Genomic DNA, 25,532 nt, shown 5'->3' with positions numbered 1-25,532 from the left:
ACGCGAAAGTAGGCGACGTTGTCCCCACAACTGAGGACCGAAGCGATGCTGTGTTCATATGCGCCGGGTCCGGGATCTCATCTGATTTTCCAGACCTGTTCAAACAACCGGGCAAATGCCGGATCCACTCTGTCGGCTAGTTTTGTCCAGTCACGGGGGATCGGATAATCGTCCTTCGTAAGTTGGATTTGATCTTGCAAATTATTTTGGTGTGTCCATTGCTTAGTATAGAAATATCCAGTTGTCGTTCTCCCAATCTGTTTTAAGTAATAGTCAATTGTCTCCATTTTCATTTCCATGAGCGAACAAACATTTATCGCAAGATCAAAATACTTGTCGGGAAGAAGCGATATCTGATCAGCGCTCATGAAACAAACATCGGCCTGTTCAAATTCCTGTTGGACAGATTCAAAATTATCGATCGGGCGGAAGTCGAAATATTTAAGATTGGGCATAATGTTATGCATGTAATTCTGGGCGACGATGATCGCAGGGCTGATATCGACCATCACATATTTTTTTGCGCCCAGAAATTTATAAAGATGGGCGAGGCGCCCGTAGCCGCTGCCGATCTCCAGAACGCGGATATTGTCTTGGATCCCAGTCTTGCTTTTGATGAGACTGTACTCGGAGACGGAATGACTGAGGTCCTGGGTAATCAGCCGGGGTCCTCTTCGGATCCTAAGTGGATTGCCGTAGAGCGGCTCCAACAGTCGCGGTAGGACCTTATGCTCGTCTATTAAAATTGTATATTCCCACATCAGACTCACCAGAAACTGGTAGACATTCCAGGTGTCCGGATCGTCAATTTTGGCAGTATTAAAATGCTCAAGGTCAGCTTTGAGGCCAATTGAGCCCGGAGCATCGGAGTCTATCTGAAACACATCCGTCGAACCGTGGATTTTCCATAGGTCCAGCTGACTCTTAAAATGAATGCTGGCCGGTGATTTGTTCAGAAAATTGATGTAATTATGGCCAAGAGTTCTTTTGAAGTTATCTACCCCATCCTTAACAAGCATATTGACATGGGAAGTTAAGTGTTTTTTCCAGAAAATACTCGGCGCTACTATTTTGTTTCTATCTATTGTTTTTGCAATAATTTTATGTTGATTTAGAATAAAATCTATTGTGATAGGAGATTTTTTTTGTCTAAATCGACATAGTTTCTAGAATTCGGATTTTGTTTTTCAGAATTATTCTCAATAACCTTATTGGCATCTCGTGCAGCCCTCGAAAGATGCTTTAGAAAAAGCTCGATACCATCAGTCCTTTCGTAGCCGCTGACTATAATATCATTTAAATTCAGGCCGGTTTTCGTAAAAATACGGCGGTAGATTTTTTCAGCTTCTACAGGATCGGTTCGGACAAGTTCCTGAGCATATTTGTACGTATCCATAGGTTTTTCCGCTTTTTTAAGTTTGCAGTGTTTGGAAAATCAGAAACGCCGCAGAACGTCAGGTGTCATACTATGTCGCGAAGTATAGCGGCGATTTCTCCTTGTCAATGACGATTGCGAAACAGAAAATCGGTTTCATCAAACACAAGGCTAGTCTGTGGACCAAGCAGTAGAAAAACAAAGAAGTTCAACCTTTTTGATTGAGGGGGCCGATTGAGGCACTGGAGAGAATTCCTATGCAGCGTCTTCAGGGCGACCCGATATGCCGGCCCCCCCCCAACCGAAGGCTATCGGCCCGCCAATCCCGACCGGAACGCCTCGACATCGGCCTGCATGCCGGCGCGCAGCAGATAGGCGTCGGCGAGACCGGCGACGAAGGAATATCCCTCGGCGACCAGATCGGTGAGGCTGTGCCCGGGGCGCGGGATCGTGCCCATGGGCTTGCCGGCCTTGCGGATGGCGGCCTCGGCGGCGTTGATCTGCTCGGTGACCTTCGCCTCTCCCGGCTGCTCCAGCAGGCCCAGCGAACCGGACAGGTCGGCGACCCCGATGAAGACCAGGTCGACGCCCTCCACCGACGCGATGGCCTCGGCCTGGGCGACGGCGGTGTGGGATTCGAGCTGGACGCAGATCAGCAGGTTCTCGTTCGCCCGCTTGGCGTAGTCCGGCGCGGCTCCGTAGCCGGACGCGCGCACGGTCGGGGCCGAATAGCCGCGCCGGCCCTGGGGCGGGTAGCGGCAGGCATCGACGATCGAGCGCGCTTCCTCCGCACTCTCGACCATCGGTATCATCAGCGCCTGGGCGCCGGCATCCAGCACCCGCTTCATATAGTCGCCGTCGGAGCCCGGGCAGCGGACCATGCAGGTGGCGTCTCCGGCCTGGGCGGCGCGCATCATATGAACCGTCGTGTCGAGCGAGGCGAAGCCGTGCTCGTTGTCCAGGATCAGGCAGTCGTAGCCGACCAGGCTGGCGATCTCGGCGATCGACGGCTCGGACATCTGAAGCCACACACCCAGGGTCGGCTCGCCACGGGCAATCTTCGCCTTCAAGGCGTTCTCACGGAACATGCGTCGGTTTCCTCCCTTGGATCCTTGTTGCCCGGGTTCTCGTTGCGGAAGGATCCCAGGCGAAGCGAAGCACGCGGCGGGGCGGCCCGCAACGCAGAGAATGGCGAATTCCGCCATGCGGGCGCCGCACGGAAACCGTCACGAAATGCGGGTATAGAAGGCCCATGCGCCTGCTCACCTGGAACACCTGGAAGAATTCACCGCCCTATCGCGACCGGCTGGCCGCCCTCGCCCAGGCGGCGGCGGAGGTGCGGCCGGATATCGTGCTGCTGCAGGAGGCGTTCGTCGGCGGCGGCGAGGATACCGCCGCGTTTCTGGCCAGTTCGCTCGACCTCCAGTGCCTCGCCGCCCCGGCGCGGCCGAAACCCCGGAAGCATGACGGCACGATGGTCGACAGCACCAACGGGCTGGCGATCCTCTCCCGCCAGGAGCCCTCGGAACATCGGGTGATTGCCCTGCCGCCGCATCCCGACGACCCGGACCGTATCGCCCAGATCGCTCGGTTCGAGGGTTTCACGGTGGTGAACCTGCACCTGACCCACCTGGTCGATGGCGATGTCCTGCGCCGGGACCAGATCCATCATCTCCTGGAGCAGCTGGATCCCAAGGCGCCCACGATCCTCGGCGGCGACCTGAATGCGGAGCCGGGCGATCCGGCCCTGGCGGCGCTGCTGACGGCCGGTTTCCGGGATCTGGCAGCGGATCGGCCCCAGGATACGGTGCCGGGACGGCGGATCGACTTCCTGATGATCCGCGCCCTGCCGATGACATCGGCGACGACCGGGCTGATCGGTGCGGCGCCCGTGAAGGGCGTGGCCGGCAGCGACCATATGGGGGTATTCGCTTCCCTGATCATGGCCTGATCACGGCCGGATCACGTGTGGTCCGCAACCGTCACGGTTGCAGGAGGTCCGGGGATTGCGCTTGACCCGACCCGCCCCCGCTTCTAGAGCCGGGGTCCGGTGCGCCCCCCGTGCACCCCATGGAGCAGCTTATGGTCTCCCCCGACCCCGTCTTGTCCGAGCGGCGGGCGCCCAGCGCCTACGCGACAGAAGTCCGCACCACCCTGGCCCTGGCGGTTCCGATCGCCGCGACCCAGCTCGCCCAGATGGGGCTGCAGACGACGGACGTGCTGATGACGGGCTATCTCGGCCCGGAGGCGCTGGCCGCCGCGCAGCTCGGTCACAGCTTCTACTTTCCGGTCTTCGTCACCCTGCTCGGCGTGCTGTTCGCCAGCTCGGCCATGTTCGCCCAGGAACTCGGCGCGCGCCGCTACAAGGGCGTGCGTCGCACCTTCCGTCAGGCCATGTGGCTGGTCCTGTCGGTGACGCCGGCGGCCTGGCTGTATTTCGGCCATGCCGAGGAACTGCTGCTGGCCATGGGGCAGGACCCGGTCCTGGCCGCCCGGGCGCAGACCTATTGCGACGGGGTGATGTGGGGTCTGCCCTTCATGGCCGGCTTCGCCCTGCTGCGGAACTTCATCGCCGCCCATGGCCGCCCGCGTCCGGCCATGTGGATTCTGGCGGTCGGCATTCCGGTGAACGCCGCGGCCGATTACGCGCTGATGTTCGGCGAGTTCGGCCTGCCGCGGCTGGAGCTGTACGGCCTCGGTCTGGCGACCACCGTCGTGCAGGCGACCATGTTCTTCGTGATGCTGGCCTATATCCTGCGCGACCGGCGCTATCGCCGGTACATGCTGCTGGTGCGGTTCTGGCGCTCCGACTGGGGACGGTTCTGCGAGCTCTGGACGCTCGGGCTGCCGATCGGCCTGACCAAGCTGGCCGAGGCCGGGCTGTTTGCCGCCACCGGCTTCCTGATCGGGCTGATCGGCGTGGCGGAGCTTGCCGGCCATGCGGTCGCCCTGCAGTTCGCCGCCATCGCCTTCATGATCCCGTTCGGCGTCGCCCAGGCGGCGACGGTTCGGGTCGGGCTGGCGGTCGGCCGCCGCGATCCGGAAGCTGCGGTGCTGGCCGGGCGGATCGCGACCCTGGTCGGCGTGCTGGTGATGGTGCCCTCGGCCCTGCTCTATGTCTTCTGGGGCGAGCCGCTGGTCTCGCTGTTCCTCGATATCGACGATCCGGCGGAATACGCCGCCGTGGCGCATGCGGTGACCTATCTGGCGATCGCCGGGCTGTTTCAGTTCGCCGATGGCGGCCAGTCGGTGGCGGCGGGCGCCCTGCGCGGATTCAAGGACACCCGCATGCCGATGATCATCGCCCTGGTCGGCTACTGGCCGATCGGGATCGGCTCGGCGGTCCTGTTCGCCTTTCCCATGGGGTACGGCGGCGCGGGCGTGTGGGCCGGGCTGGCGCTCGGGCTGTTCGTGGTGTGGGGGCTGCTGGCGCTTCGGCTGCGCCTTGTGGCGGGACGGCAGGCGGTCTCCGCCGTCCCTGTCGCGGTCAGTGGCTGATCTTCTCGACCCGCCAGCGGGAATGGGCGTCGTCGACGGTCTCCCACGCCTTCTGCGACCAGACCTTTTTGGCCTCTTCGTAATCGTCGAACGGGCCGAATTTCTGCTCCGGCGATCCGTCGGCCGTCTCGGTGAAGTCGGTCGACTTGTAGACCCCGCCGACCACCCAGAACTCCGTGGCTTCCTCGTTCAGGATCCGGTAGCGCACATGGGCGTCGTCCACATGCTGCCAGGCGAGCTTGCCCCAGACCGACTTCGCGGTCTCGTAATCGTCGAACGGGCCGATCTTCTTTTCGGCGTCCCCGCCGACGATGGTGGTGAAGCTGGTGTCGGTGTATTCGCCGCCGATAACCCAATAGACCATGGCACCCTCCGCCGTGTGTTCGGCCCCCTATACCGAAGCCGGCGACGGGCATCAATCGCGCGGTCCGTCGCGCGTCGGTGGCGCCGCGCGCCATCCGTCATCGTACCAGCCCGATGCAGCCCTATCTATGCAGTGGGATAAACCGGCCGACCTGAGTAGATTGCGCCCGCAATGACCGAGCCAGACACATTCGTGCCTCCGCCCTCCGACCTCGCGCCGGCCGAGTTCGGACGGCTGCGCCGCGGCCTGATTCTGGCGACGACCGTGCTCGGCTCCAGCCTCGCCTTCATCGACGGCTCGGTGGTCAACGTGGCGCTCGCCGACATCCAGAGCGATCTCGGCGCGTCGGTCGGCGATCTGCAGTGGATCGCCAACAGCTACATGCTGACCCTGGCCGCCCTGCTGCTGCTCGGCGGCGCCTTCGGCGACCGGATCGGCCGGCGGCGGATCTTCATCCTCGGCCTGGTGATCTTCGCCGTCACCAGCATCGCCTGCGCGATGGCGACGGACGCCGCCATGCTGATCGTCGCCCGGGCGTTCCAGGGCGTGGGGGCGGCGCTGCTGGTGCCCAACAGCCTGGCGATCCTGTCCGCCTCCTATCCGAGGGACAAGCGCGGCCGGGCGATCGGGGCGTGGTCGGCCTTCGCCGCCGTGACCTCGGCCGGGGGACCGGTGCTGGGCGGCTGGCTGGTCGACAGTTTCGGCTGGGCCTCGGTGTTCTGGATCAACCCGCCCATCGCCGCGCTGGCCCTGGTGCTGGCGCTGGTCTCGGTGAAGGAGAACCGCAACCCGCAGGCACGGGGCGATCCCGACTGGCTGGGCGGCCTGCTGGCCATGGCCGGTCTGGGGCTGGTGTCCTATGCGCTGATCCAGGCGGGAGAGGCGAGTTTCGACTCCCGGATCGGCATCGCCGCGGGCGTGGTCGGCGTGCTGGCCCTGGTCCTCTTCGTGCGGGTCGAGGCGCGCTGTTCCATGCCGCTGATGCCGCTGCGCCTGTTCGCCAACCGGGAATTCGCCGCCGCCAACGTGCTGACCCTGCTGCTCTACGGGGCGCTGGGCGCGGCGGTGTTCCTGTTCCCCTTCGGCCTGATCCGGCTCTACGGCTATACCGCGACCGAGTCCGGCGCGGCCTTCCTGCCCTTCGCCCTCATGCTGTTCCTGCTGGCGCGCTGGGGCGGCACGCTGATCGACCGGTACGGCGCCCGCATGCCGCTGGTGGCCGGCTCGATGATCACCGCGCTGGGGCTGGGCATGCTGGCGATCCCGACCACGGGCACACCCTACTGGTCGACCTTCCTGCCGGGGGTTCTGGTGCTGGGGATCGGGATGGCGATCTCCATTCCGCCGCTGACCACCGGCGTGATGAACGCGGTCGACGACCGGCATGCAGGGATCGCGTCGGCCGTGAACAACGCCGCCAGCCGGGTGGCCTTTCTCATTGCGGTGGCGGCGGTCGGGCCGCTGCTGCTGATCGCCTTCAACTGGCTGCAGGCGCCGCTGATGGCCGAGATCGAGATGCCGGCCGAGATACGCGAGGCGATCCGTCGCGACCCCGGCAGCCTTGCCAGCCTGACCGCGCCGGAGGGGGCCGGGTCGGCGGGACCGCTGATCGTGGCCACCGCCCGCCTGGCCTTGATCGACGCCTTCCGCGTGGCCACGCTCGGCCTCGCCGTGCTGGCGGCGGCGTCCGGGGTGGCGGCCTGGGTGATGTATCCCAAGACGAGCCGCCGCAAGGGGTGAGGCCCTACCATCCCTTCGCCACTCCCTCCCGCACTTCCCGGACTCGTTCCGGGATAATCCCGTCTGCGTGGGTGGGCTCATCCCGGAGGTGAGCGCCGCCTGACCCGATTACCCCGGAACAAGTCCGGGGAGTGCGCGTGGTGGATTGGGGGAGCGTCACCCCAGCACGTTCTTCTCCGGCCCCACCGGGAAGCCGGTGATGTTCTCCGCCCCGTCCTCGGTGATGATAAGGATGTCGTGCTCGCGGTAGCCGCCGGCCCCCGGCTGTCCCTCGGGAATCGTGATCATCGGCTCCATCGACACCACCATGCCCGGCTCCAGCACCGTCTCCACGTCCTCGCGCAGCTCCAGCCCGGCCTCGCGGCCGTAATAGTGGGAGAGCACGCCAAAGGAATGACCGTAGCCGAAGGTCCGGTTCTCCAGCACCCCGTGGCGGGCGTAGATCTCGTTGAGCGCGTTGGCGATGTCGCAGCAGCGGTTGCCTGGCCGCATCAGCTCCAGCCCGGCGTAATAGACCTCCAGATTGATGTCCCAGTAGCGCCGGTGGGCGTCGGAGACGGTCTTGCAGAACAGCGTCCGCTCCAGCGCGGTGTAGTAGCCGGCGATCATCGGGAAGCAGTTCAGCGACAGGATGTCGCCCGCCTGGATGCGCCGGGAGGTGACCGGGTTGTGGGCGCCGTCGGTGTTGATGCCGGACTGGAACCAGGTCCAGGTGTCCATCAGCTCCGCATGAGGCATGGACTTCGCGATCTCGCGCACCATCGCCTGGGTCGAATGCAGGGCGACCTCGTGCTCCGGCACGCCGACGCCGACCGCTTCGGCACAGGCGGCCCCGCCCACATCGGCGATCCGCGCCCCTTCGCGGATCAGGGCGATCTCCTCCGCCGACTTGGTCATGCGCTGGCGCATGGACGCCGACGCGATATCGGAGAACTCCGCCGCCGGAAACGCCTCGCCGAGCAGCCGGCGGGTGTCCAGGTCCACATGGTCGTATTCGATGCCGATGCGCCTGGCGTCCGGCAGCAGGGTCTGCAGCGCGTGGAACCAGTTGTCCCGGCGCCAGTCGGTATAGACCACGTTCTGGCCCACGGTGCGCCGCCAGGGCTGGCCGGCGTCGATATTGGCGCTGACGGTGGTCACCGCATCCGGCGTGACGACGCAGGCATAGCGCCGGCCGAACCGGGTGTAGAGGAAGTCGGTGTAGTAGTTGATGCCGTGATAGGAGGTCAGGATCGCCGCATCGAGCCCGTGCTCCGACAGGATCGCCCGCAATCCGGCCTGCCGCCGGGTCATTTCGGCTTCCGAGAAGGTCCCCTGAACCTTCTCCCCATTCTCAATCCGCTTCAGGCGCTCCATATCCAACCCCATCGACCCCTCCTTGGGTAAAAGCCGTCGGATGGTTGCACCATCCCTCTCAGCCCTCTAATTGGTCGGACGACCCGACGCCAGCCTGAATAGGAAGCCTCCATGACCGATCTTTCGCCGCATGATCTGCTCGACGATCTCCTGACCCGGGCGAAGCGGGCCGGAGCGGATGCCGCGGACGCGATCTTCGCCCAGGGCGTGTCGCAGTCGGTGTCGCAGCGCCTCGGCAAGCCGGAGGCGGTGGAGCGCTCCGAAGGCAAGGATCTCGGCCTGCGGGTCTTCGTCGGGCAGCGCCAGGCGGTGGTCTCCACCACCGACCTCAAGGGCGATGCCCTGGACGACATGATCGAGCGCGCCATCGCCATGGCCAGGGTGGCACCGGAGGATCCGTATGCCGGCCTCGCCGATCCGGCGCAGATCGCCAAAGACTGGCCGCAGATCGAGATGTTCGACCCGACCGAGCCGAGCGCCGACACCCTGGTCGAACGCGCCCGCATGGCCGAGGACGCCGCCCGGGCCGTCGCCGGCGTGACCAATTCCGAAGGGGCCGAGGCCGGGTTCGGCGTGACCGACGTCACCCTGGCCGCGACCAACGGCTTCACCGGCGCCTACAAACGGTCGAGTTATTCGTTGAGCGTGTCGGTCATCGCCGGCACCGGCCAGAAGATGGAGCGCGACTACGACTACAGCGCCAAGGTGTTCGACGCCGACCTGGACGACCCGGAAGAGGTCGGCCGCCGGGCCGGCGAGCGCGCCGTGCGCCGCCTGAACCCGCGCCGGCCGAAGACCTGCCGCGTGCCGGTGATCATGGAGCCGCGGGCCGCCCGCTCGATGCTCGGCTATCTCGCCTCCGCCATCAGCGGCTCGGCGATCGCCCGGGGCACCAGCTTCCTGAAGGACTCCATGGGCGCCCAGCTGTTCCGCCCGGAGATCCAGATCCACGACGACCCGCACCGGCCGCGCGGCTTTCGCTCCAAGCCGTTCGACGCCGAGGGCCTGGCGACCCGCCCGCGGGCGGTGATCGACAACGGCCGGCTGACGAGCTGGACTCTGGACCTCGCCACCGCCCGCCAGCTCGGGCTGGAGAGCACCGCCAGCGCCTCGCGCAGCACCGGCGGAACACCCGGGCCGAGCGTCAGCAACCTGTATCTGGCCGCCGGCACGGTCTCGCCGGAAGACATGATCAAGGACATCGAGAGCGGGTTTCTCGTCACCGAGATGATGGGCACCAGCGTCAATCTGGTCACCGGCGATTACAGCCGGGGGGCGGCCGGTTACTGGATCGAGAACGGCGAGATCACCTTCCCGGTCTCCGAGATGACCATCGGCGGTCACCTGAAGGAGATGTTCGCCTCCCTGCTCCCGGCGGACGACCTGGAATTCAAATACGGCATGGACAGCCCGACCATCCGGATCGAGGGGCTGCTGGTGGGCGGCGGCGAGGGCTGACGGGAGAGGGCTCGCGGGGCCGCTCACCGGTCCCTCTCCGGAATGTGACACTTTTTCTCTGGCGATGCCCGAGACCGCTCCCTATATGCGGGCTCGGGCGGGGGGCCGGCCGAGCGCCGGAGCCTGGAGAAAGTGACATGAGAAACCTGCCCGCCCTAATGCGTGTATCCGCCGTGCTGGGCCTTGCCGCCGTCGGCGGCATCTTCGTGGCCTGCGGCGCCGGCATGCCGGCCAACGGGGCCGCAACCGCCGGACCGGCACCGGTGTTCGAGCGCGACGGCGTCGCCCTCGGCGGCTACGACCCGGTGTCCTATTTCGTCGATCCGGAACCCGCGTCCGGCTCGCCCGACCATCGGGTCGAGTGGCGCGGCGCTGTCTGGTATTTCACCACCGCCGAAAACGCCCAGCTGTTCCGCGAGAACCCGGAGCATTACGCGCCGCAATACGGCGGCTACAGCCTGTACGGCATGTCGCGCGGCAAGGCCTACACCACGGACCCGCGGGTCTTCGACATCATCGACGGCAAGCTCTACCTGTCGCGCAACGACGCCGTGCGCGAAATCTGGCAGCGCAATCCCGCCGGCTACATCGCCACCGCCGACCGCAAGTGGAACCAGGCGGTCTGGTCCGAACCGCCGAACCAGCTCGCCCGCTGAGTTACTCTCCACCTCCCATTCCGACTTCCCGGACCTGATCCGGGATCCTGCTGCCGTTGTGCGGAGGTCCCGGATCGAGTCCGGGAAGTCGGTTGGAGGGGAGGAAGGCGGGGATCTACGAGGAAAGCGGGGATCTACCCCCGCGGCATCAGGATCCGCACCGTCTCCGGCGCGACCCCGATGGTGAGCGGAAGCTGGGTGATGATGTCGCCGTCGCCCTGCACCGGCCCGTCGCGGTCGTCGGCGATGTGGATGTCGCGGCCGGGGATCACCTTGTAGGTGTTCAGCCGGTCCAGGAACCCGCCGAACAGCGCCATCATGTAGTAGATCGCCTGCCACCGCCCCGGCTTCTGGAACAGGCAGACATGCAGGCCGGGCTCGGTGATCCGGGCATTCTCGGCGCAGACGAAGCGGCCGCCGTAGTAGTGGCCGTTGGCGACGATGACGCCGGCGGCCCGGTGCTCCATCCCGTCGACCGTCACCCGGAAATGGTGGTCGCGGTAGACCGACCAGCGCTTGAGGGTGGCGAGCCCGTAGGCCAGCTTGCCGGTCTTGCGCTTCAGTTTGCGGTCGACGCTGGCGACGACCTCCGCGTCCAGACCCACCCCGGTCATCAGGGTGAAGTAGCGCCCGTTCGCCATGCCCAGGTGGACCGGCACCGGCCGGCCGTGGAAGATCGTGTCGACGACCGTATCGATATCGGTGGCGAGGCCGATCTCGGCCGCCAGCACGTTCGCCGTGCCGATCGGCAGCAGCGCCAGCGGCGTGTCGCCGCCGGCCAGACCGTTCACCACCTCGTTCAGCGTGCCGTCGCCGCCGGCGCAGATCACCACATCGGGTCCGCTGCCCAGGAACCGGGCGGCATGGGCGGTCTGCTCGGCATCGCCGGCAAAGGAGGTGAGGTGGATCTCGACCTCGACCCCGGCCTCCGTCAGCCGGGTGACCGTCTCGTCGAGCCGGGCGACCTTGCGTCCGCCGCCGGCGTTCCGATTGAAGATGATCAGCGCGCGCCGCACCGTCCTGACCGCGGGATCGCCGTCGCCCTCCGGCCGGGCCGCCGGCGGGACGACCGGTTCCGTGGACGCGGTCGCGGGGTCGGTATGCATGTCCATATATCCTCTCGGCCTGTTTTGGCCCTACGGCTGATGGGCCGAGCGCGGTCGGCGAGTGAAAGCCCTGCTCTGGCGAGTATTGTTAAGGTTTTGTGACGAGCCGGCGCAAGCGTTCATATCGCAAATCGAAGAGCAGACCGGCGCTAAATGTCATAGATATTTAATTTTACCAGATATGGAGTGTCATCTAACGGAGCTATCAACTTGTAGAACTTTTACTGGTCGATGCGGTTGCGGCGGGGTGCGGCATGAACGCGGAACGGGGTATCACCCGATACCGGGCGATCTGGATATCCGACATTCACCTGGGTACCCGCGGGTGTCAGGCAGAATACCTGCTGGATTTCCTGAAGCATACCGATTCCGAATATCTGTACCTGGTCGGGGACATCCTCGACATCTGGCGGATGAAGCGGAGCTGGGGCTGGCGGCAGGCCCATAACGACGTGGTGCAGAAGCTGCTGCGCAAGGCGCGCAAGGGCACCAAGGTCATCTTCATCCCCGGCAACCACGACGACCTGTTCCGGGAATACCTGAACTCCGATTTCGGCCAGATCGAGATCCGGCCGGAGCACATCCACGTCACCAAGACCGGCAAGCGGTTCCTGGTCATCCACGGTGACGAGTTCGACGTGGTCGTGACCTACGCCAAGTGGCTGGCGGTGCTGGGCGACTGGTCCTACGCCACCCTGCTGTCGCTGAACGTCGCCTTCAACGAGGTGCGCCGCCGGCTCGGCTATCCGTACTGGTCGCTGTCCGCCTATCTGAAGCAGAAGGCCAAGCGCGCGGTCGAGTTCATCGGCGCCTTCGAGGACGCGCTGGCCGACGAGGCGCGGCGGCGCGGGGTCGATGGGGTGGTCTGCGGCCACATCCACAAGGCCGAGATGCGGATGATCGGCGACATCCTGTACTGCAACGACGGCGACTGGGTGGAGAGCTGCACCGCCCTGGTGGAGGACCTGAACGGCGAGATGGAGATCGTTCACTGGGTCGAAACCCGACAGATGTCCTTCGCCGCCTGAGGTGACGGTCATGGTCCCCGCCCTCGCGCGGACGGAGGTCTTGCCCGAGGCTGTCGGGCCGGCTCCGCCGCTGCATGTGACGGTGGTCTCCGACGCCTGGTATCCCCAGGTCAACGGCGTCGTCCGCACCCTGGCGACCACCGCCGAGCATCTCCGCGCGCGCGGGCATCGGGTGACTTTCGTGACGCCGGACCGGTTCCGCACGGTGCCCTGCCCGACCTATCCGGAAATCCGCCTGGCCCTGTTCCCCGACCGCCGCGTGGCCGACCTGCTGGACGCCGCCCATCCCTGCGCCATCCACATCGCCACCGAGGGGCCGCTCGGCCATGCCGCCCGGCGCTACTGCCTGGCGCGCGGCCTGCCCTTCACCACGGCCTACCACACCAAGTTTCCGGAGTACCTGCAGGCCCGGGCCGGGATTCCGCTGGCCTGGACCTACCGGATGATGCGCCGGTTCCACGCGCCCTCCAGCGGGGTTATGGTGGCGACCGCCTCGCTGCGCCGTGAGCTGGAGGCGCACGGATTTGCCAACCTGCGCGACTGGACCCGGGGCGTGGACGTGCGGTTGTTCCATCCGCGCCCGTCCATTCTCGACCTGCCCGGGCCGATCCTGATGTATGTCGGCCGCGTTGCCGTGGAGAAGAATATCGGCGCCTTCCTCGCGCTGGACCATCCGGGGACCAAGGTCGTGGTCGGCGACGGCCCGCAGCGCGCGGAGCTGATGCGCCAGCATCCCGATGTGGTGTTCGTCGGCGCGAAATCGGGCGAGGACCTGGCCGCGCACTATGCCTCGGCCGACGTGTTCGTCTTCCCGAGCCGCACGGATACCTTCGGCCTGGTGCTGATCGAGGCGCTGGCCAGCGGCGTACCGGTCGCGGCCTATCCGGTGCCGGGACCGCTGGACGTGATCGCCGACAGCGGCGCGGGCGTGCTGGACGAGGATCTGGCGCGCGCGGTGGCCGGGGCGTTGACGATCGACCGGAGCGTGGCCCGGACGCGGGGACTGCAGTTCACCTGGGCGCGCTGCGCCGAGATGTTCCTCGACAACCTGCAGCCGTTCGACCCGGCGGAAGGTCAGGTCCGCGCGGCATAGCCCCGGAAACGGAAACGGCGCGGCAACCGAGGCTGCCGCGCCGCTATTTCTCTATAAGTCGAAGTAGAAGCCGATTACTCGGCAGCGGCTTCCAGATCTTCGCCGGTCTCCTGATCGACGACCTTCATCGACAGCTTGACCTTGCCGCGATCGTCGAAGCCGATGACCTTCACCTTCACCTTGTCGCCTTCCTTGACGACCTCGGTGACCGCTTCCGGACGCTTGGCCGAGGTCAGCTGGCTGATATGCACCAGACCGTCCTTCGGGCCGAGGAAGTTCACAAAGGCGCCGAAGTCGAGGGTCTTCACGACCTTGCCGTCGTAGATCTTGCCCACTTCCGGCTCGGCCGTCAGCGAGTAGACCCAGTTATGGGCGGCGTCGAGAGAGGCCTGCTCGACGGCGGCGATCTTCACGGTGCCGTCGTCGTCGATATCGATCTTCGCACCGGTGACTTCGCAGATCTCGCGGATCACCTTGCCGCCCGAGCCGATCACGTCGCGGATCTTGTCGACCGGGATCTTGATCGAGATCATCTTCGGCGCGGTGTCGGAGACGCCGTCGCGGGCCGCGGACAGGGCCTTGCCCATCTCGCCCAGGATGTGCATCCGGCCGTCCTTCGCCTGCTCCAGCGCGACCTTCATGATCTCGCGGGTGATGGACGTGATCTTGATGTCCATCTGCAGGGCGGTGACGCCCTTGTCGGTGCCGGCGACCTTGAAGTCCATGTCGCCCAGGTGATCTTCGTCACCCAGGATGTCGGACAGGACGGCGAACTTCTCGCCTTCCTTGATCAGGCCCATGGCGATGCCCGCCACCGGACGGGCCAGCGGCACGCCGGCATCCATCAGCGACAGCGAGGTGCCGCAGACCGTCGCCATGGACGACGAGCCGTTGGACTCGGTGATCTCGGAGACCACGCGCAGGGTGTAGGGGAAGGCTTCCTTGCTCGGCAGCAGCGGCTTCACCGCCCGCCAGGCCAGCTTGCCGTGGCCGATCTCGCGGCGGCCCGGGGAGCCGACGCGGCCCGCCTCGCCCACCGAGAACGGCGGGAAGTTGTAGTGCAGCAGGAAGTGCTCGCGGTACTCGCCCTCGAGCGCGTCGATGATCTGCTCGTCCTGGCCGGTGCCCAGGGTGGCGATGACCATCGCCTGGGTCTCGCCGCGGGTGAACAGGGCGGAGCCGTGGGTCCGGGGCAGCAGGCCGACCTCGGCCACGATCTGGCGCACGGTCTTGGTGTCGCGCTCGTCGATACGCTTGCCGGTCTCCAGGATGCGGCCGCGCACGATGTCGGCCTCAAGGCCCTTCATCAGGCCCTTGGCGGCTTCCTTCTCGGCGTCGTCCTCGATCGCGGCGAGCGCCTTCTCCTTGGCGGCCGCGAGCTTGTTCTGGCGCTCGGACTTGTTCGGCTCGTCATAGGCGGCTTCCAGGTCGGCCTTGCAGGCCGCCTCGAGCTTGCCGCGGATGGCGTCCAGGTCCAGCGGGCTCTCCGGCAGATCCATCGGATCCTTGGCGGCGGCCTCGGCCAGCTCGATGATCGCCTTGATCACCGGCTGGAAGCTGTCGTGACCGAAGTTGACGGCGCCGAGCATGATCTCTTCCGACAGCTCCGACGCCATCGACTCGACCATGAGCACGCCTTCTTCGGTGCCGGCCACGACCAGGTCGAGCTCGCTCTCGGTGCGGGTCACGTCCATGGTCGGGTTCAGGATGTACTCGCCATCCTTATAGCCGACGCGCGCGCCGCCGATCGGGCCCAGGAACGGGGCGCCGGACAGGCACAAGGCGGCGGAGGTGCCGACCATGGCGACGATGTCCGGATCGTTCTCCAGGTCGTGGGCGAGAACCGTGCAGATCACCTGCACCTCGTTCTTGAAGCCCTTGACGAAGAGCGGGCGGATCGGCCGGTCGATCAGGCGGGAGGTCAGGGTCTCCTTCTCGCTCGGACGGCCCTCGCGCTTGAAGAAGCCGCCGGGGATCTTACCCGCGGCGTAGGTCTTCTCCATGTAGTGGACCGAGAGCGGGAAGAAGTCGATGCCCGGGCGCGGCGTCTTGGCGGCGACCACGGTGCAGAGAACGGCGGTGTCGCCGTAGCGGGCGAGGACGGCGCCATCGGCCTGGCGGGCCATTTTGCCGGTCTCAAGGGTGAGCGTGCGCCCGCCCCATTCGATTTCCTTGCGGTAAACGTCGAACATACGTGTCAATCCTCAGTTTCGAACCGACAGACATGGCCCGTCGCTGTCCGCCTTCTCTTCCGGTCGGCCCGTGCCGCGGTGGATGCCCGCGTCCGGATGGACCAACACGACCAGCCCCCGGCAGCGCATAGCCGGCGGCGACCCGCGATCAAAAGTGCGATGAAGAAAAAATGGACGCTCCTTGCGTCATGGCGCCCCAATGGCGGCCTTCGGTTCTCATATTTCGTCTCTTTTTGCGCGCGGGTTCTTTGACACGGAAAGCCGCGCTGGTCAACGCGCACGTGCCCCGGGACCCGAATACGACAAACCCCGGAAAGCCTGAGGCCGACCGGGGTTCGTGTCTGTCCGTAGGGTCGGCGCGTACGAAGACCCGCCAGGCCGGAGCGCTTAGCGGCGCAGGCCCAGGCTGGTGATCAGCGCGGAGTAGCGGTCGTTGGACTTCCGCTTCAGGTAGTCCAGCAGACGGCGGCGCTGGCCGACCATCATCAGCAGACCCCGGCGCGAGTGGAAGTCGTGCTTGTGGGTCTTCATGTGTTCGGTGAGGTTGGAAATGCGCTCGCTCAGGATCGAGACCTGCACTTCCGGCGAACCGGTGTCGCCTTCCTTCTGGGCATATTGTTTGATGAGCTCTGCCTTGCGCTCTGCAGTAATCGACATCGTCCTCTCCTTATCTAGAGGTTCAGCACCCTTACCGGACGAATGGCGCCGCTTTCGATCCGCGCGATGGCGACCGGGACCGTGCCGTCCGTGGCATAGACCAGATCGCCTTCCTGCAGATCGCCGAACCGGTCCCGATCCATCGAGCGATAGACCGGAACGCCTTGTCCGTTGCGCAGCGTCGTCGCCTCCGGGCCTCTCAAGGCCAGCGCCGGGATGCCGTCCAGCGCGGTCTCAACAGGGCACAGGTGCTCCAAAGAGGCGGGGTTATGCATCAGCTTCGCCAGGGAATCCAGCGAAATCGCGCGATCCGCGCCGAACGGACCGACGCGCAGGCGCCGCAGATCGCGGATATGGCCGACCGTGCCCAGGGCGAGGGCGAGGTCGCGGGCGAGCGACCGCATATAGGCGCCCTTGCCCGAGGTGACGGTGAACCGGGCCTCGTCGCGGCTGGGCATGTCGACCATCCGCAGGTCCAGGATCTGGATGCGGCGGGAGTCGAGCTCGACGTCCTCGCCGGATCGCGCCAGGTCGTAGGCGCGCTCGCCGTCCACCTTGATGGCGGAAAACTTGGGCGGAACCTGCTCTATTTCGCCAACGAAACGATCTAGCACGCCGGCGATCGCCGCCGCGTCCGGCCGCGCGTCGCTGGTCGCCACCACCTCGCCCTCGGCGTCGTCGGTCGAGGTCGCCTCACCCCAGCGCACGGTGAAGGCATAGTCCTTGGTGGCGTCCATCACATAGGGAACGGTTTTGGTCGCCTCGCCCAGGGCGATCGGCAGGACCCCGGTGGCCAGCGGGTCCAGGGTGCCGGCATGGCCCGCCTTGGCGGCGTCGAACACCCGGCGCACCGTCGCGACAGCCTGGGTGGAGGTGATGTCGATCGGCTTGTCGAGAATGACCCAGCCGTGGACCGGGTTGCCCCGTTTCCTACGCGCCATGGGTGTCGGACCCGCCGTCTTCGGTGGAGTCCTCGTCCGAGGATTCGGGTGCGGCGGCGACGTCCTGGCGGATCACCGGGTCGTTCAGGATCGCGTTCATGCGCTGGGAGGCGTCGAAGGCGGTATCGCGCTTGAAGGTCAGGCGCGGCGCGAACTTCATGCGCACCTCGCGGGCGACCTGGCCGGACAGCCGTCCCGCCACCCGGCTCAGGATCGGCAGGATGTCGGCGATCTCCCCGTCGATCGGCGGGATCACCCAGACCGTGGCGTTGCGCAGGTCCGGAGACACGCTGACCTCGGACAGGGTGATGCGCACGCCCGACAGGGCAGGCTCATGCAGCTCGCCGCGCTCGAACACGCGGGCGAGAACGCGCCGGATCTCTTCCCCGACACGCAATTGTCGCTGGCTCGGGCCCTCGCGGGCCTCGTCGCGCTTCGCCATGATCGTAATCCCGTTCGGCGAGACGCCGCCGTCTTAGCCGGCGGACGCCTCCTGCTGAACCTGTTCGAGCGTCCGGGCAACTTCCTTCAGCTCGAAGCACTCGATCTGATCGCCGTCGCGGATGTCGTCGTAGTTCTCGAACGCCATACCGCACTCGTAACCCTCGCGGACCTCGCGGACCTCGTCCTTGAAGCGCTTCAGGGTCTTCAGGGAGCCCTCGTGGATCACCACGTTGTCGCGCAGCAGACGGACCTTGCAGCCCCGCTTGATGACGCCGTCGGTGACCATGCAGCCCGCCACCTTGCCGACCTTGGTGATGTTGAAAACCTGGCGGATCTGCGCGTAGCCCAGGAACTCTTCCTTGAGTTCCGGCGCCAGCATGCCGGTCAGCAGGGCTTTCACATCGTCGATCAGGTCGTAGATGATCGAGTAGTAGCGGATCTCCATCCCGTCGCGGCGCGCCATCTCGCGGGCCTGCGGGTTGGCGCGGACGTTGAAGCCCACGATGATGCCGCCCGAAGCGCCCGCCAGGGACACGTCGGACTCGCTGATGCCGCCGACCGCGGAGTGCAGGATGCGCGGCTTGACCACGCTGGTCTCCAGCTTCTCCAGGGTCGCCCGGATCGCTTCCAGGGAACCGTGCACGTCGGTCTTGATGACCAGCGGCAGTTCCTCGGCCTCGCCCGACTTGATGGCGGAGAGCATCTGCTCGACGGTGCCGCGGGCACCGGCGGTCGCACTCTTCTCGCGGATCAGGCGCTGACGGTAATCGGCGATCTCGCGGGCCCGGCTCTCGTTCTCGACGACGACGAAATCGTCACCGGCGGTCGGCGTGCCCTGGAGACCCAGGACCTCGATCGGCTCGCTCGGCCCGGCGCTCTCGGCCGGCTCGCCACGGTCGTTGACCAGGGCGCGCACCCGGCCCCATTCCGCACCCGCAACGAAAACGTCGCCGGTCCGGACGGTGCCGCGCTGGACCAGCACGGTGGCGACGGAGCCGCGGCCGCGCTCGACCTTGGCTTCGATGACCACGCCGGCGGCGGCCCGATCCGGGTTCGCCTTGAGCTCGAGCACTTCCGCCTGAAGCGCGATGGCCTCCAGCAGCGTGTCCAGGCCCTGCTTGGTCAGCGCCGAGACGTCGATCGCCTGGACGTCGCCGCCCATGTCCTCGACCACGATCTCGTGCTGCAGCAGCTCGGTGCGGACCCGCTGCGGGTCGGCATCCGGCTTGTCGATCTTGTTGACCGCGACGATGACCGGAACCTTGGCGGCCCGGGCGTGGCGGATGGCCTCGACCGTCTGCGCCATGATGCCGTCATCGGCCGCCACCACCAGGATGACGATGTCGGTGACGTTGGCGCCGCGCGCCCGCATCTCGGTGAAGGCCTCGTGGCCCGGGGTGTCGATGAAGGTGATCTTGTCGCCCGACGGCACCTCGATCTGGTAGGCGCCGATATGCTGGGTGATGCCACCGGCCTCGCCCGACGCCACGTCCGCCTGGCGGATCGCATCGAGCAGGGAGGTCTTGCCGTGGTCGACGTGACCCATGACCGTGACCACCGGGGGCCGCGGACGCAGATCGTCGTCCCGGTCCTCGTCGCCTGTCATGCCGAGCTCGACGTCGGACTCCGCGACGCGGCGGACCTTATGGCCGAACTCCTGGGCCACCAGTTCCGCGGTGTCGGCGTCGATGATCTGGTTGATGGTCGCCATGACGCCCATCTTCATCAGCGACTTGATGACCTCGCCGCCGCGCTCCGCCATACGGTTGGCGAGCTCCTGGACGGTGATGGTCTCGGGCACGACCACGTCGCGCGACTGCTTGACCGCATCGCCCTGATTGTCGCGACCGCGCTGACGCTCCCGCTCCCGGGCACGACGGACCGAGGCGAGCGAGCGCACGCGCCCGCTATCGCCGCTCAGCGCGTCGCTGATGGTGAGCTTGCCCTGACGGCGGCGCGGCTCGTTGGTGGTGCGGGTACGGGCCGGGCGCTTGGCCGGCACTTCCTTCGCACCGCCGCCGCCACCGCTGCGCTTGCGGCGGTCGTCTTCCTCGTTGTCGACCGGAACGCGCGCCGCCGGCGACGCGGCCGGGGAGGTGTTGGCCGGCTCGCGGTCCAGACGGGCGGTGGCGCGCTCGGCGGCGGCCTTCGCCTGACGGGCGGCCTCCTCCTCGGCGAGGCGCGCGGCTTCGGCGGCTTTCACCGCGGCCTCAGCGTCCTCGATCTTGCGCATCTCATCCAGTTCGGCCTGGCGGCGATCCACCGGGGCGGCCGGCTCGGGCGCGGCTTCCGGCTCGGCGGCCGTCGTCTCGGTCACCGGTGCCGTCGGCGCGGCGGCCTCGGCCACGGCTTCCGGCAGCTCCTCCGGGCGCTTGGCGGCGGCCTGCTCGAGGACGCGGGCCCGGGCCTCGCGCTCCTCGGCGGTCAGCTCGCGCCCGCCCTTTCCGCCACCGGCTTTCGCCGCGGCGATTGCAGCCTCGCGCGATCCGGGTACCGGCTGAGAGGGCCGTCGCCGGCGCACCTCGACCTGCACGGTCTTGGAACGGCCATGGGAGAAGCTCTGCTTGACCTGACCGGTTTCCACCGTCTTGCCAAGCGACAGCTTGCCCTTGCCGGACCCGAGGCTCAGCTTCTTGCGATCTTGTTCGTTGGTGCTCGACATATCGTCTTTGCCCACGTCATCCATCCGTCAACGGGCAGGCCATCAGTACTTGGCGCCCTGAATACACGTCCCGGCGAGGTTTTCCAAGCCGGGGCCCACATCTGATGCAGCCTTTTCCGGCCGCAAACCCTCTAGTCTCGCCGCTTCACGCAGCAACCGGTCCGCCAGACCGGCCCGCGGACCGGCGGATTCGACGAACGCGTGTACCGTATGGTCGCGCCCGAAAGCTTCGGCGATCTCCGCCGATGCCAGGCACGACACCACCGGTCGCGTCCCAGCCAGTGCGCGCAGACGGGCACGCCCGTCCTCGGCACCATCGCCCGCCTCGACCAGAACGCCGGGGCGCCCCGCTTCCAGGGCCTGGCGTACCTTGGTCTGACCGGCGACCGCGCCGCCGGCGCGACGCGCCAGCGACAAAGTCTCCACGCAACGCCGCGTGATCAGCTTCTCGACCCGATCGGTCAAGGTGGGATCCACCGTGACCGACCGCTTCGCCGCACGGGCGAACAGCCGTTTCGTCACCGCCTCGTCGAGCGTGGCCCGATCGGCGGAAACCCATAATCCCCGGCCCGGCAGCCGCTCGTCGACATCCGGGACGATCGAGCCGTCCGGACCCACGACGAAGCGGATCAGCCCGCCGCGCGGCTGAACCTCGCGGGTGACGAAACAGCGGCGTTCGCCGTCGTCGTCCCGGTTCTTCGGTTCATGCCTTCGGCTCAGGATCGCTCTCCTCGGCGTCCGCGTCCACCCCGGCATTCGCCTCGGCACCGTCTTCGCCGTCGAACCAATGGGCGCGGGCCGCCATGATGATCTGGTTCGCCGCATCCTCGTCGAAGCCGGCATCCGGCAGGATCTCGCGCAGCTCGTCGCTGGCAAGGTCGCCCAGGTCGTCCAGGGTCTTCACCCCGTTCTCGCCCAGCGTCACCAGCATCGACGGCGTGAACACTTCCAGCTCGGCCAACTCGTCGGTCACGCCCAGCTCGCGGCGGCGGTCGTCATGGCGCTGACGCTCGGCCTGCACGAAGTTGAACGCGCGGGTGCGCAGCTCTTCTGCGATGTCGGCGTCGAAGCCTTCGATCTCGGCCAGGTCGTCGATATCCGTGTAGGCGATCTCCTCCACCGAGGCGAAGCCCTCGGCGACCAGCAGGCCGGCGATGACGTCGTCGATGTCGAGGGCGCCGATGAAGGATTCGGAGCGCTGGCGGAATTCCTCGCGGCGACGGTCCGACTCCTCCTGCTCGGTCAGGATATCGATATCCCAGCCGGTCAGCATGGAGGCGAGGCGGACGTTCTGGCCGCGGCGGCCGATGGCCAGCGAGAGCTGCTCGTCCGGCACCACGACCTCGATGCGGCCCTGGTCCTCGTCGAGCACGACCTTCGACACCTCGGCCGGCGCCAGGGCGTTCACCACGAAGGTCGCCGGGTCGTCGGAGAACGGAATGATGTCGATCTTCTCGCCCTGCAGCTCGCCGACGACGGCCTGGACGCGGGAGCCGCGCATACCGACGCAGGCGCCGACCGGGTCGATCGAACTGTCGTAGGAGATCACCGCGATCTTGGCGCGGGAACCCGGGTCGCGGGCCACGGCCTTGATCTCGATGATGCCGTCATAGACCTCCGGCACTTCCTGGCGGAAGAGCTGGCGCATGAATTCCGGATGGGTCCGCGACAGGAAGATCTGCGGGCCGCGCTGCTCTTCGCGCACGTCCTCGATATAGGCGCGGATCCGGTCGCCCTGGCGGAACGTCTCGCGCGGCAGCAGCCGGTCGCGGCGCAGCACCGCTTCGGCGCGCGGGATTTCCACGGTGACGTTGCCGTACTCGACGCGCTTGACCACGCCGTTGATGATCTCGCCGGCCCGGCCGTCATATTCCTCGAACTGACGGCGCCGCTCGAACTCGCGGACCTTCTGGACGATGACCTGCTTGGCGGTCTGGGCGGCGATGCGGCCGAAATCGATCGGCGGCAGCGGCTCGTCGATGACCGAGCCGACCTCCAGCGCCGGGTCGATCTTCTTGGCCTGCGCCAGGGTGATCTCGGCGAACTCGTCCTCGACCTCCTCGACCACCGTCGTGCAGCGCTTCAGGCTGATATCGCCCGTGCGCCGGTCGATGGTCGCGCGGATATCGTGGTCGGGGCCGTATTTCGAACGCCCGGCCTTCTGGATCGCCTGCTCCATGGCGATCAGCACTTCTTCGCGATCGATCCCCTTGTCACGGGCGACCACATCGGCGACCTGGATCAGCTCCAGCTTCGGTGTCGTGGCGATATCCATCGGCTTGTTCGTCCTCTATCAACCCGGCGGGCGGACCCGCACTGGTTACTCCCTTAACCCTGTCCCGGCCTTTCGGCCGTCAGCCCTGCCCCTGGGGCCGGCTGGCGTCGAGCAGTGCATCGGTCAGCACGAGCTTGGCCCGCGAAATTCCCTCGAACGGCAGGTCCACCGTCCCCGCCTTGTCGTCGAGCTCGACCTGCACCCGGTCGTCCGCGACGCCTTTGATCCGACCGCTGAAGCGCTTGCGGCCGTCGATCGGCACGTCCATGTCGACCCGGGCCTCGAACCCGGCCCAGCGTTCGAAATCCTTCAGCCGCGTGAGCGGCCGGTCGATCCCGGGCGAGGAAACCTCCAGCGTGTATTCCCCGGAGATCGGGTCCTCCACGTCGAGCACGGCGGACACCGTCCGGCTGATCTCGGCGCAATCGTCGACCGAGATCATCGTTCCGTCGCTCCGGTCGGCCATGATCTGCAGCGTCGGCCGCTGACCACCGGTGATCATGACCCGCACGACCTCGAAGCCCATGGCTTCGATGGACGGGGTCACGATTCCTTCGATGCGCCGGATATGTGGGTCCACCCTTGTCCTCACCTGCGACCGGCGGCGGCACCAACAAAAAAGTGGGCCGTTGGCCCACCCCCGATCAATAGTCCGATTGAAGAGCCGTTGATATATAGCAGACCGCTTGCGGCTGCAAGTCCGGCGTGCGGTAGGGACCGCGACCGCACCTATCCTTGGCAGGTTTCCGCGGGCTTGCGGAACTCCATATAGGCCGGCATCCGGCCTTCGCGCTTGGCCTTGGCCTCGTAGCGGGTTTCCGGCCAGTCCTCGCGGCGCTCGGTGAAATCCGCCATGGACGTGCCGGTCCAGCGGAACTCCGGATGGGCGGTGATGCGCGCCAGGATCCAGACCAGGTAACCGGGATCGTCCGTCGCCATCCGCAGGATCCCGCCCGGCTTCAGCAGCTCGTAGAACCGGGCGATGGTGTCGTGCTGGATGATCCGGCGGTAATGGTGGCGGCGCTTCGGCCAGGGATCGGCATGCAGGACGAAGATCCGCTCCAGGCTTTCCGGCGCCAGCACGTCGAGCACGTCGCGCGCGTCGTCGGGATGGATCCGCACCCGGTCACCCTCGACCTCGTCCAGATGGCGCAGCAGCGAGGCGACGCCGTTGACGAAGGGCTCGCAGCCGATCAGGGCGACGTCCGGGTTCTGCTGCGCCTGCCAGGCCAGATGCTCGCCGCCGCCGAAGCCGATCTCCAGCCAGACCGCGCGCGGCGGCTCGGGAAACCAGGTCTTCGGATCGGTCGCGTTGTCCGGCGCGGTTTCCACCGGCACAAGCCGCGGCACGAGATCCTCGTCGATCCGGCGCTGCATGCCCGCGCGCAGGGGACGCCCCTTGCGCCGGCCGAAGAACAGCCGCTCTTCACCGTGGTCGGACATGGCTCTACTGGGTCGGTTTCGGTCCGGCGGCCGGATCGCCCGGCCGCCGTCAGTCACGGATCGCGTTTCTTAGAACGCGCCCTTCAGCTCGTCGACCAGATCAAGACGCTCCCAGGTGAAGCGGCCGGCATCGTCCGGCTTGCGGCCGAAATGGCCATAGGCCGAGCTCGGCGCGTAGATCGGGTTGGACAGGGCCAGGCGCTCGCGGATACCGCGGGGCGACAGGTCGACCATCTCGGCGATGACGCTGGAGAGCTTCGCCTCGTCCACCTTGTTGGTGCCGTAGGTATCGACGAAGATCGACAGCGGATGCGACACGCCGATGGCGTAGGAGACCTGCAGCACGCACTTCTCGGCGAGGCCGGCGGCGACCACGTTCTTGGCGACCCAGCGCGCGGCATAGGCGGCCGAGCGGTCGACCTTCGTCGGATCCTTGCCGGAGAACGCACCGCCGCCATGGGGGGCCGCACCGCCATAGGTGTCGACGATGATCTTGCGCCCGGTCAGGCCGCAATCGCCGTCCGGGCCGCCGATCACGAACCGGCCGGTCGGATTGATGTAGTACACGGTGTCGTCGTCCACCCAGCCCTCGGGCATCACGTCGCGCACGAAGGGCAGCACCAGCTCGTGCACCTGCTCCTGGGACAGGTCGGCGTCGTGCTGGGTCGAGACGACCACCGAGGTGCAGCGCACCGGCTTGCCGTTCTCGTACTGCAGGGTCACCTGGCTCTTGCTGTCCGGGCCGAGGCCCTTGGCGGTGCCGTTCTTCCGGGCGACCGCCATGCGGCGCAGGATCTCGTGGCTGAAATGGATCGGCGCCGGCATCAGCACGTCGGTCTCGGTGCAGGCGTAGCCGAACATGATTCCCTGGTCGCCGGCGCCCTCGTCCTTGTTGCCCGAGGCATCGACGCCCATGGCGATGTCGACCGACTGCTCGTGCAGGACGTTCTCCAGGCTGGCGGTCTTCCAGTGGAAGCCCTCCTGCTCGTAGCCGATGTCCTTCACGGCGGCGCGCACCGCCTCCTCGATCACCTCGTGGGTGACGCTGGACGGGCCGCGGACTTCGCCGGCGAGCACGATCTTGTTGGTCGTGGCCAGGGTCTCACAAGCGACGCGGCTGCCCGGGTCGGCGCCCAGGTACAGATCGACCACCGTGTCGGAGATCCGGTCGCATACCTTGTCAGGATGCCCCTCGGAGACGGATTCACTTGTGAAGAGGTAGCTGGCTTGACTCAACGGGGCCT

At 66.4% G+C, this 25,532-nt stretch carries 23 protein-coding genes; 7 read left to right on the top strand and 16 right to left on the bottom strand.

The features are described 5' to 3' along the window. Positions 1 to 77 precede the first annotated feature (77 nt). From T8K17_RS05605 to T8K17_RS05595, 3 genes are all read right to left on the bottom strand, one after another. Positions 78 to 1,055, bottom strand: a complete 978-nt coding sequence (locus T8K17_RS05605) for a putative sugar O-methyltransferase (RefSeq protein ID WP_416153191.1) — start codon at positions 1,053 to 1,055, stop codon at positions 78 to 80. A gap of 68 nt (positions 1,056 to 1,123) precedes the next feature. Beyond that, the gene (locus tag T8K17_RS05600) at positions 1,124 to 1,396 is read right to left on the bottom strand and encodes a hypothetical protein (RefSeq protein WP_322333517.1); all 273 of its coding nucleotides are present in this window, start codon (positions 1,394 to 1,396) and stop codon (positions 1,124 to 1,126) included. 287 nt (positions 1,397 to 1,683) lie between these two features. Next, positions 1,684 to 2,463 carry an HpcH/HpaI aldolase family protein gene (locus tag T8K17_RS05595; RefSeq protein WP_322333516.1) on the bottom strand — a complete coding sequence of 260 codons (780 nt, stop codon included), beginning with the start codon at positions 2,461 to 2,463 and terminating at the stop codon, positions 1,684 to 1,686. 164 nt (positions 2,464 to 2,627) lie between these two features. On the opposite strand from T8K17_RS05595, the gene T8K17_RS05590 reads away from it, so the two are divergent. After that, a complete protein-coding gene (locus T8K17_RS05590) occupies positions 2,628 to 3,326 on the top strand; it encodes an endonuclease/exonuclease/phosphatase family protein (protein WP_322333515.1) in 699 nt (232 codons plus the stop codon). A gap of 131 nt (positions 3,327 to 3,457) precedes the next feature. Further along, a complete protein-coding gene (locus T8K17_RS05585) occupies positions 3,458 to 4,873 on the top strand; it encodes an MATE family efflux transporter (RefSeq protein WP_322333514.1) in 1,416 nt (471 codons plus the stop codon). Here the strand turns inward: T8K17_RS05585 and T8K17_RS05580 are convergent. Continuing rightward, complete coding sequence (locus T8K17_RS05580) at positions 4,863 to 5,237, bottom strand: DUF4170 domain-containing protein (protein ID WP_322333513.1); 375 nt, start codon at positions 5,235 to 5,237, stop codon at positions 4,863 to 4,865. The genes T8K17_RS05585 and T8K17_RS05580 overlap by 11 nt on opposite strands. Positions 5,238 to 5,408: 171 nt before the next feature. On the opposite strand from T8K17_RS05580, the gene T8K17_RS05575 reads away from it, so the two are divergent. Next, positions 5,409 to 6,977, top strand: a complete 1,569-nt coding sequence (locus T8K17_RS05575; protein ID WP_322333512.1) for an MFS transporter — start codon at positions 5,409 to 5,411, stop codon at positions 6,975 to 6,977. A gap of 156 nt (positions 6,978 to 7,133) precedes the next feature. Here the strand turns inward: T8K17_RS05575 and T8K17_RS05570 are convergent, their stop codons facing one another. After that, positions 7,134 to 8,345, bottom strand: coding sequence for a M24 family metallopeptidase (locus tag T8K17_RS05570; RefSeq protein ID WP_322333511.1), 1,212 nt, complete (start codon positions 8,343 to 8,345; stop codon positions 7,134 to 7,136). A gap of 99 nt (positions 8,346 to 8,444) precedes the next feature. On the opposite strand from T8K17_RS05570, the gene T8K17_RS05565 reads away from it, so the two are divergent. Next, positions 8,445 to 9,791 carry a TldD/PmbA family protein gene (locus T8K17_RS05565; RefSeq protein ID WP_322333510.1) on the top strand — a complete coding sequence of 449 codons (1,347 nt, stop codon included), beginning with the start codon at positions 8,445 to 8,447 and terminating at the stop codon, positions 9,789 to 9,791. Between the two features lie 137 nt (positions 9,792 to 9,928). Continuing rightward, positions 9,929 to 10,447, top strand: coding sequence for a YHS domain-containing (seleno)protein (locus T8K17_RS05560; RefSeq protein ID WP_322333509.1), 519 nt, complete (start codon positions 9,929 to 9,931; stop codon positions 10,445 to 10,447). A gap of 134 nt (positions 10,448 to 10,581) precedes the next feature. Here the strand turns inward: T8K17_RS05560 and T8K17_RS05555 are convergent, their stop codons facing one another. Beyond that, positions 10,582 to 11,553 (bottom strand): diacylglycerol kinase family protein, encoded by a 972-nt coding sequence (locus T8K17_RS05555; RefSeq protein WP_322333508.1) that lies wholly within the window; start codon positions 11,551 to 11,553, stop codon positions 10,582 to 10,584. A 254-nt stretch (positions 11,554 to 11,807) separates the two neighbouring features. Between T8K17_RS05555 and T8K17_RS05550 the strand changes: the two genes are divergently transcribed. Both T8K17_RS05550 and T8K17_RS05545 read left to right on the top strand, forming a co-directional pair. After that, positions 11,808 to 12,581 (top strand): UDP-2,3-diacylglucosamine diphosphatase, encoded by a 774-nt coding sequence (locus T8K17_RS05550; protein ID WP_322333507.1) that lies wholly within the window; start codon positions 11,808 to 11,810, stop codon positions 12,579 to 12,581. Between the two features lie 70 nt (positions 12,582 to 12,651). Continuing rightward, positions 12,652 to 13,674, top strand: coding sequence for a glycosyltransferase family 1 protein (locus tag T8K17_RS05545; RefSeq protein WP_322334931.1), 1,023 nt, complete (start codon positions 12,652 to 12,654; stop codon positions 13,672 to 13,674). A 74-nt stretch (positions 13,675 to 13,748) separates the two neighbouring features. On the opposite strand, the gene pnp is transcribed toward T8K17_RS05545, so the two are convergent. From pnp to metK, 10 genes are all read right to left on the bottom strand, one after another. Next, positions 13,749 to 15,866: a polyribonucleotide nucleotidyltransferase gene (gene pnp, locus T8K17_RS05540; protein WP_322333506.1), complete on the bottom strand. Its 2,118-nt coding sequence runs from the start codon at positions 15,864 to 15,866 to the stop codon at positions 13,749 to 13,751. Positions 15,867 to 16,253: 387 nt separating this feature from the next. Next, positions 16,254 to 16,523: a 30S ribosomal protein S15 gene (gene rpsO, locus T8K17_RS05535; protein ID WP_322333505.1), complete on the bottom strand. Its 270-nt coding sequence runs from the start codon at positions 16,521 to 16,523 to the stop codon at positions 16,254 to 16,256. A gap of 14 nt (positions 16,524 to 16,537) precedes the next feature. After that, positions 16,538 to 17,464 (bottom strand): tRNA pseudouridine(55) synthase TruB, encoded by a 927-nt coding sequence (gene truB / locus T8K17_RS05530; protein WP_322333504.1) that lies wholly within the window; start codon positions 17,462 to 17,464, stop codon positions 16,538 to 16,540. Continuing rightward, entirely contained in the window at positions 17,454 to 17,906 is a 453-nt protein-coding gene (rbfA, locus tag T8K17_RS05525) for a 30S ribosome-binding factor RbfA (protein ID WP_322333503.1), read from the bottom strand. The genes truB and rbfA overlap by 11 nt, the downstream gene beginning before the upstream one ends. Positions 17,907 to 17,939: 33 nt before the next feature. Then, positions 17,940 to 20,570: a translation initiation factor IF-2 gene (gene infB, locus T8K17_RS05520; RefSeq protein WP_322334930.1), complete on the bottom strand. Its 2,631-nt coding sequence runs from the start codon at positions 20,568 to 20,570 to the stop codon at positions 17,940 to 17,942. Positions 20,571 to 20,612: 42 nt separating this feature from the next. Next, positions 20,613 to 21,326 (bottom strand): RNA-binding protein, encoded by a 714-nt coding sequence (locus T8K17_RS05515; protein ID WP_322333502.1) that lies wholly within the window; start codon positions 21,324 to 21,326, stop codon positions 20,613 to 20,615. Continuing rightward, positions 21,274 to 22,845 carry a transcription termination factor NusA gene (gene nusA, locus T8K17_RS05510; protein ID WP_322333501.1) on the bottom strand — a complete coding sequence of 524 codons (1,572 nt, stop codon included), beginning with the start codon at positions 22,843 to 22,845 and terminating at the stop codon, positions 21,274 to 21,276. The genes T8K17_RS05515 and nusA overlap by 53 nt, the downstream gene beginning before the upstream one ends. 79 nt (positions 22,846 to 22,924) lie before the next feature. Further along, entirely contained in the window at positions 22,925 to 23,371 is a 447-nt protein-coding gene (rimP, locus tag T8K17_RS05505) for a ribosome maturation factor RimP (protein WP_416153190.1), read from the bottom strand. Between the two features lie 203 nt (positions 23,372 to 23,574). Next, positions 23,575 to 24,288, bottom strand: a complete 714-nt coding sequence (trmB, locus tag T8K17_RS05500) for a tRNA (guanine(46)-N(7))-methyltransferase TrmB (RefSeq protein WP_322333499.1) — start codon at positions 24,286 to 24,288, stop codon at positions 23,575 to 23,577. A gap of 69 nt (positions 24,289 to 24,357) precedes the next feature. Next, a complete protein-coding gene (metK, locus tag T8K17_RS05495; protein WP_322333498.1) occupies positions 24,358 to 25,524 on the bottom strand; it encodes a methionine adenosyltransferase in 1,167 nt (388 codons plus the stop codon). Positions 25,525 to 25,532: the final 8 nt, after the last annotated feature.

The sequence above is a fragment of the Thalassobaculum sp. OXR-137 genome (assembly GCF_034377285.1).
Classification (GTDB): domain Bacteria; phylum Pseudomonadota; class Alphaproteobacteria; order Thalassobaculales; family Thalassobaculaceae; genus Thalassobaculum.
Note: the sequence above shows the minus strand (reverse complement) of the source record. Positions and strands in the feature narration are given on the sequence as shown.

Bases quoted from the DNA above. Each gene is read 5' to 3' on its own strand.
- T8K17_RS05600 (WP_322333517.1), bottom strand. From the start codon at position 1,396: ATGGATACGTACAAATATGCTCAGGAACTTGTCCGAACCGATCCTGTA.
- T8K17_RS05595 (WP_322333516.1), bottom strand. From the start codon at position 2,463: ATGTTCCGTGAGAACGCCTTGAAGGCGAAGATTGCCCGTGGCGAGCCG.
- T8K17_RS05590 (WP_322333515.1), top strand. From the start codon at position 2,628: ATGCGCCTGCTCACCTGGAACACCTGGAAGAATTCACCGCCCTATCGC.
- T8K17_RS05585 (WP_322333514.1), top strand. From the start codon at position 3,458: ATGGTCTCCCCCGACCCCGTCTTGTCCGAGCGGCGGGCGCCCAGCGCC.
- T8K17_RS05580 (WP_322333513.1), bottom strand. From the start codon at position 5,237: ATGGTCTATTGGGTTATCGGCGGCGAATACACCGACACCAGCTTCACC.
- T8K17_RS05575 (WP_322333512.1), top strand. From the start codon at position 5,409: ATGACCGAGCCAGACACATTCGTGCCTCCGCCCTCCGACCTCGCGCCG.
- T8K17_RS05570 (WP_322333511.1), bottom strand. From the start codon at position 8,345: ATGGGGTTGGATATGGAGCGCCTGAAGCGGATTGAGAATGGGGAGAAG.
- T8K17_RS05565 (WP_322333510.1), top strand. From the start codon at position 8,445: ATGACCGATCTTTCGCCGCATGATCTGCTCGACGATCTCCTGACCCGG.
- T8K17_RS05560 (WP_322333509.1), top strand. From the start codon at position 9,929: ATGAGAAACCTGCCCGCCCTAATGCGTGTATCCGCCGTGCTGGGCCTT.
- T8K17_RS05555 (WP_322333508.1), bottom strand. From the start codon at position 11,553: ATGCATACCGACCCCGCGACCGCGTCCACGGAACCGGTCGTCCCGCCG.
- T8K17_RS05550 (WP_322333507.1), top strand. From the start codon at position 11,808: ATGAACGCGGAACGGGGTATCACCCGATACCGGGCGATCTGGATATCC.
- pnp (WP_322333506.1), bottom strand. From the start codon at position 15,866: ATGTTCGACGTTTACCGCAAGGAAATCGAATGGGGCGGGCGCACGCTC.
- rpsO (WP_322333505.1), bottom strand. From the start codon at position 16,523: ATGTCGATTACTGCAGAGCGCAAGGCAGAGCTCATCAAACAATATGCC.
- truB (WP_322333504.1), bottom strand. From the start codon at position 17,464: ATGGCGCGTAGGAAACGGGGCAACCCGGTCCACGGCTGGGTCATTCTC.
- rbfA (WP_322333503.1), bottom strand. From the start codon at position 17,906: ATGGCGAAGCGCGACGAGGCCCGCGAGGGCCCGAGCCAGCGACAATTG.
- infB (WP_322334930.1), bottom strand. From the start codon at position 20,570: ATGTCGAGCACCAACGAACAAGATCGCAAGAAGCTGAGCCTCGGGTCC.
- T8K17_RS05515 (WP_322333502.1), bottom strand. From the start codon at position 21,326: ATGCCGGGGTGGACGCGGACGCCGAGGAGAGCGATCCTGAGCCGAAGG.
- nusA (WP_322333501.1), bottom strand. From the start codon at position 22,845: ATGGATATCGCCACGACACCGAAGCTGGAGCTGATCCAGGTCGCCGAT.
- rimP (WP_416153190.1), bottom strand. From the start codon at position 23,371: ATGGGCTTCGAGGTCGTGCGGGTCATGATCACCGGTGGTCAGCGGCCG.
- trmB (WP_322333499.1), bottom strand. From the start codon at position 24,288: ATGTCCGACCACGGTGAAGAGCGGCTGTTCTTCGGCCGGCGCAAGGGG.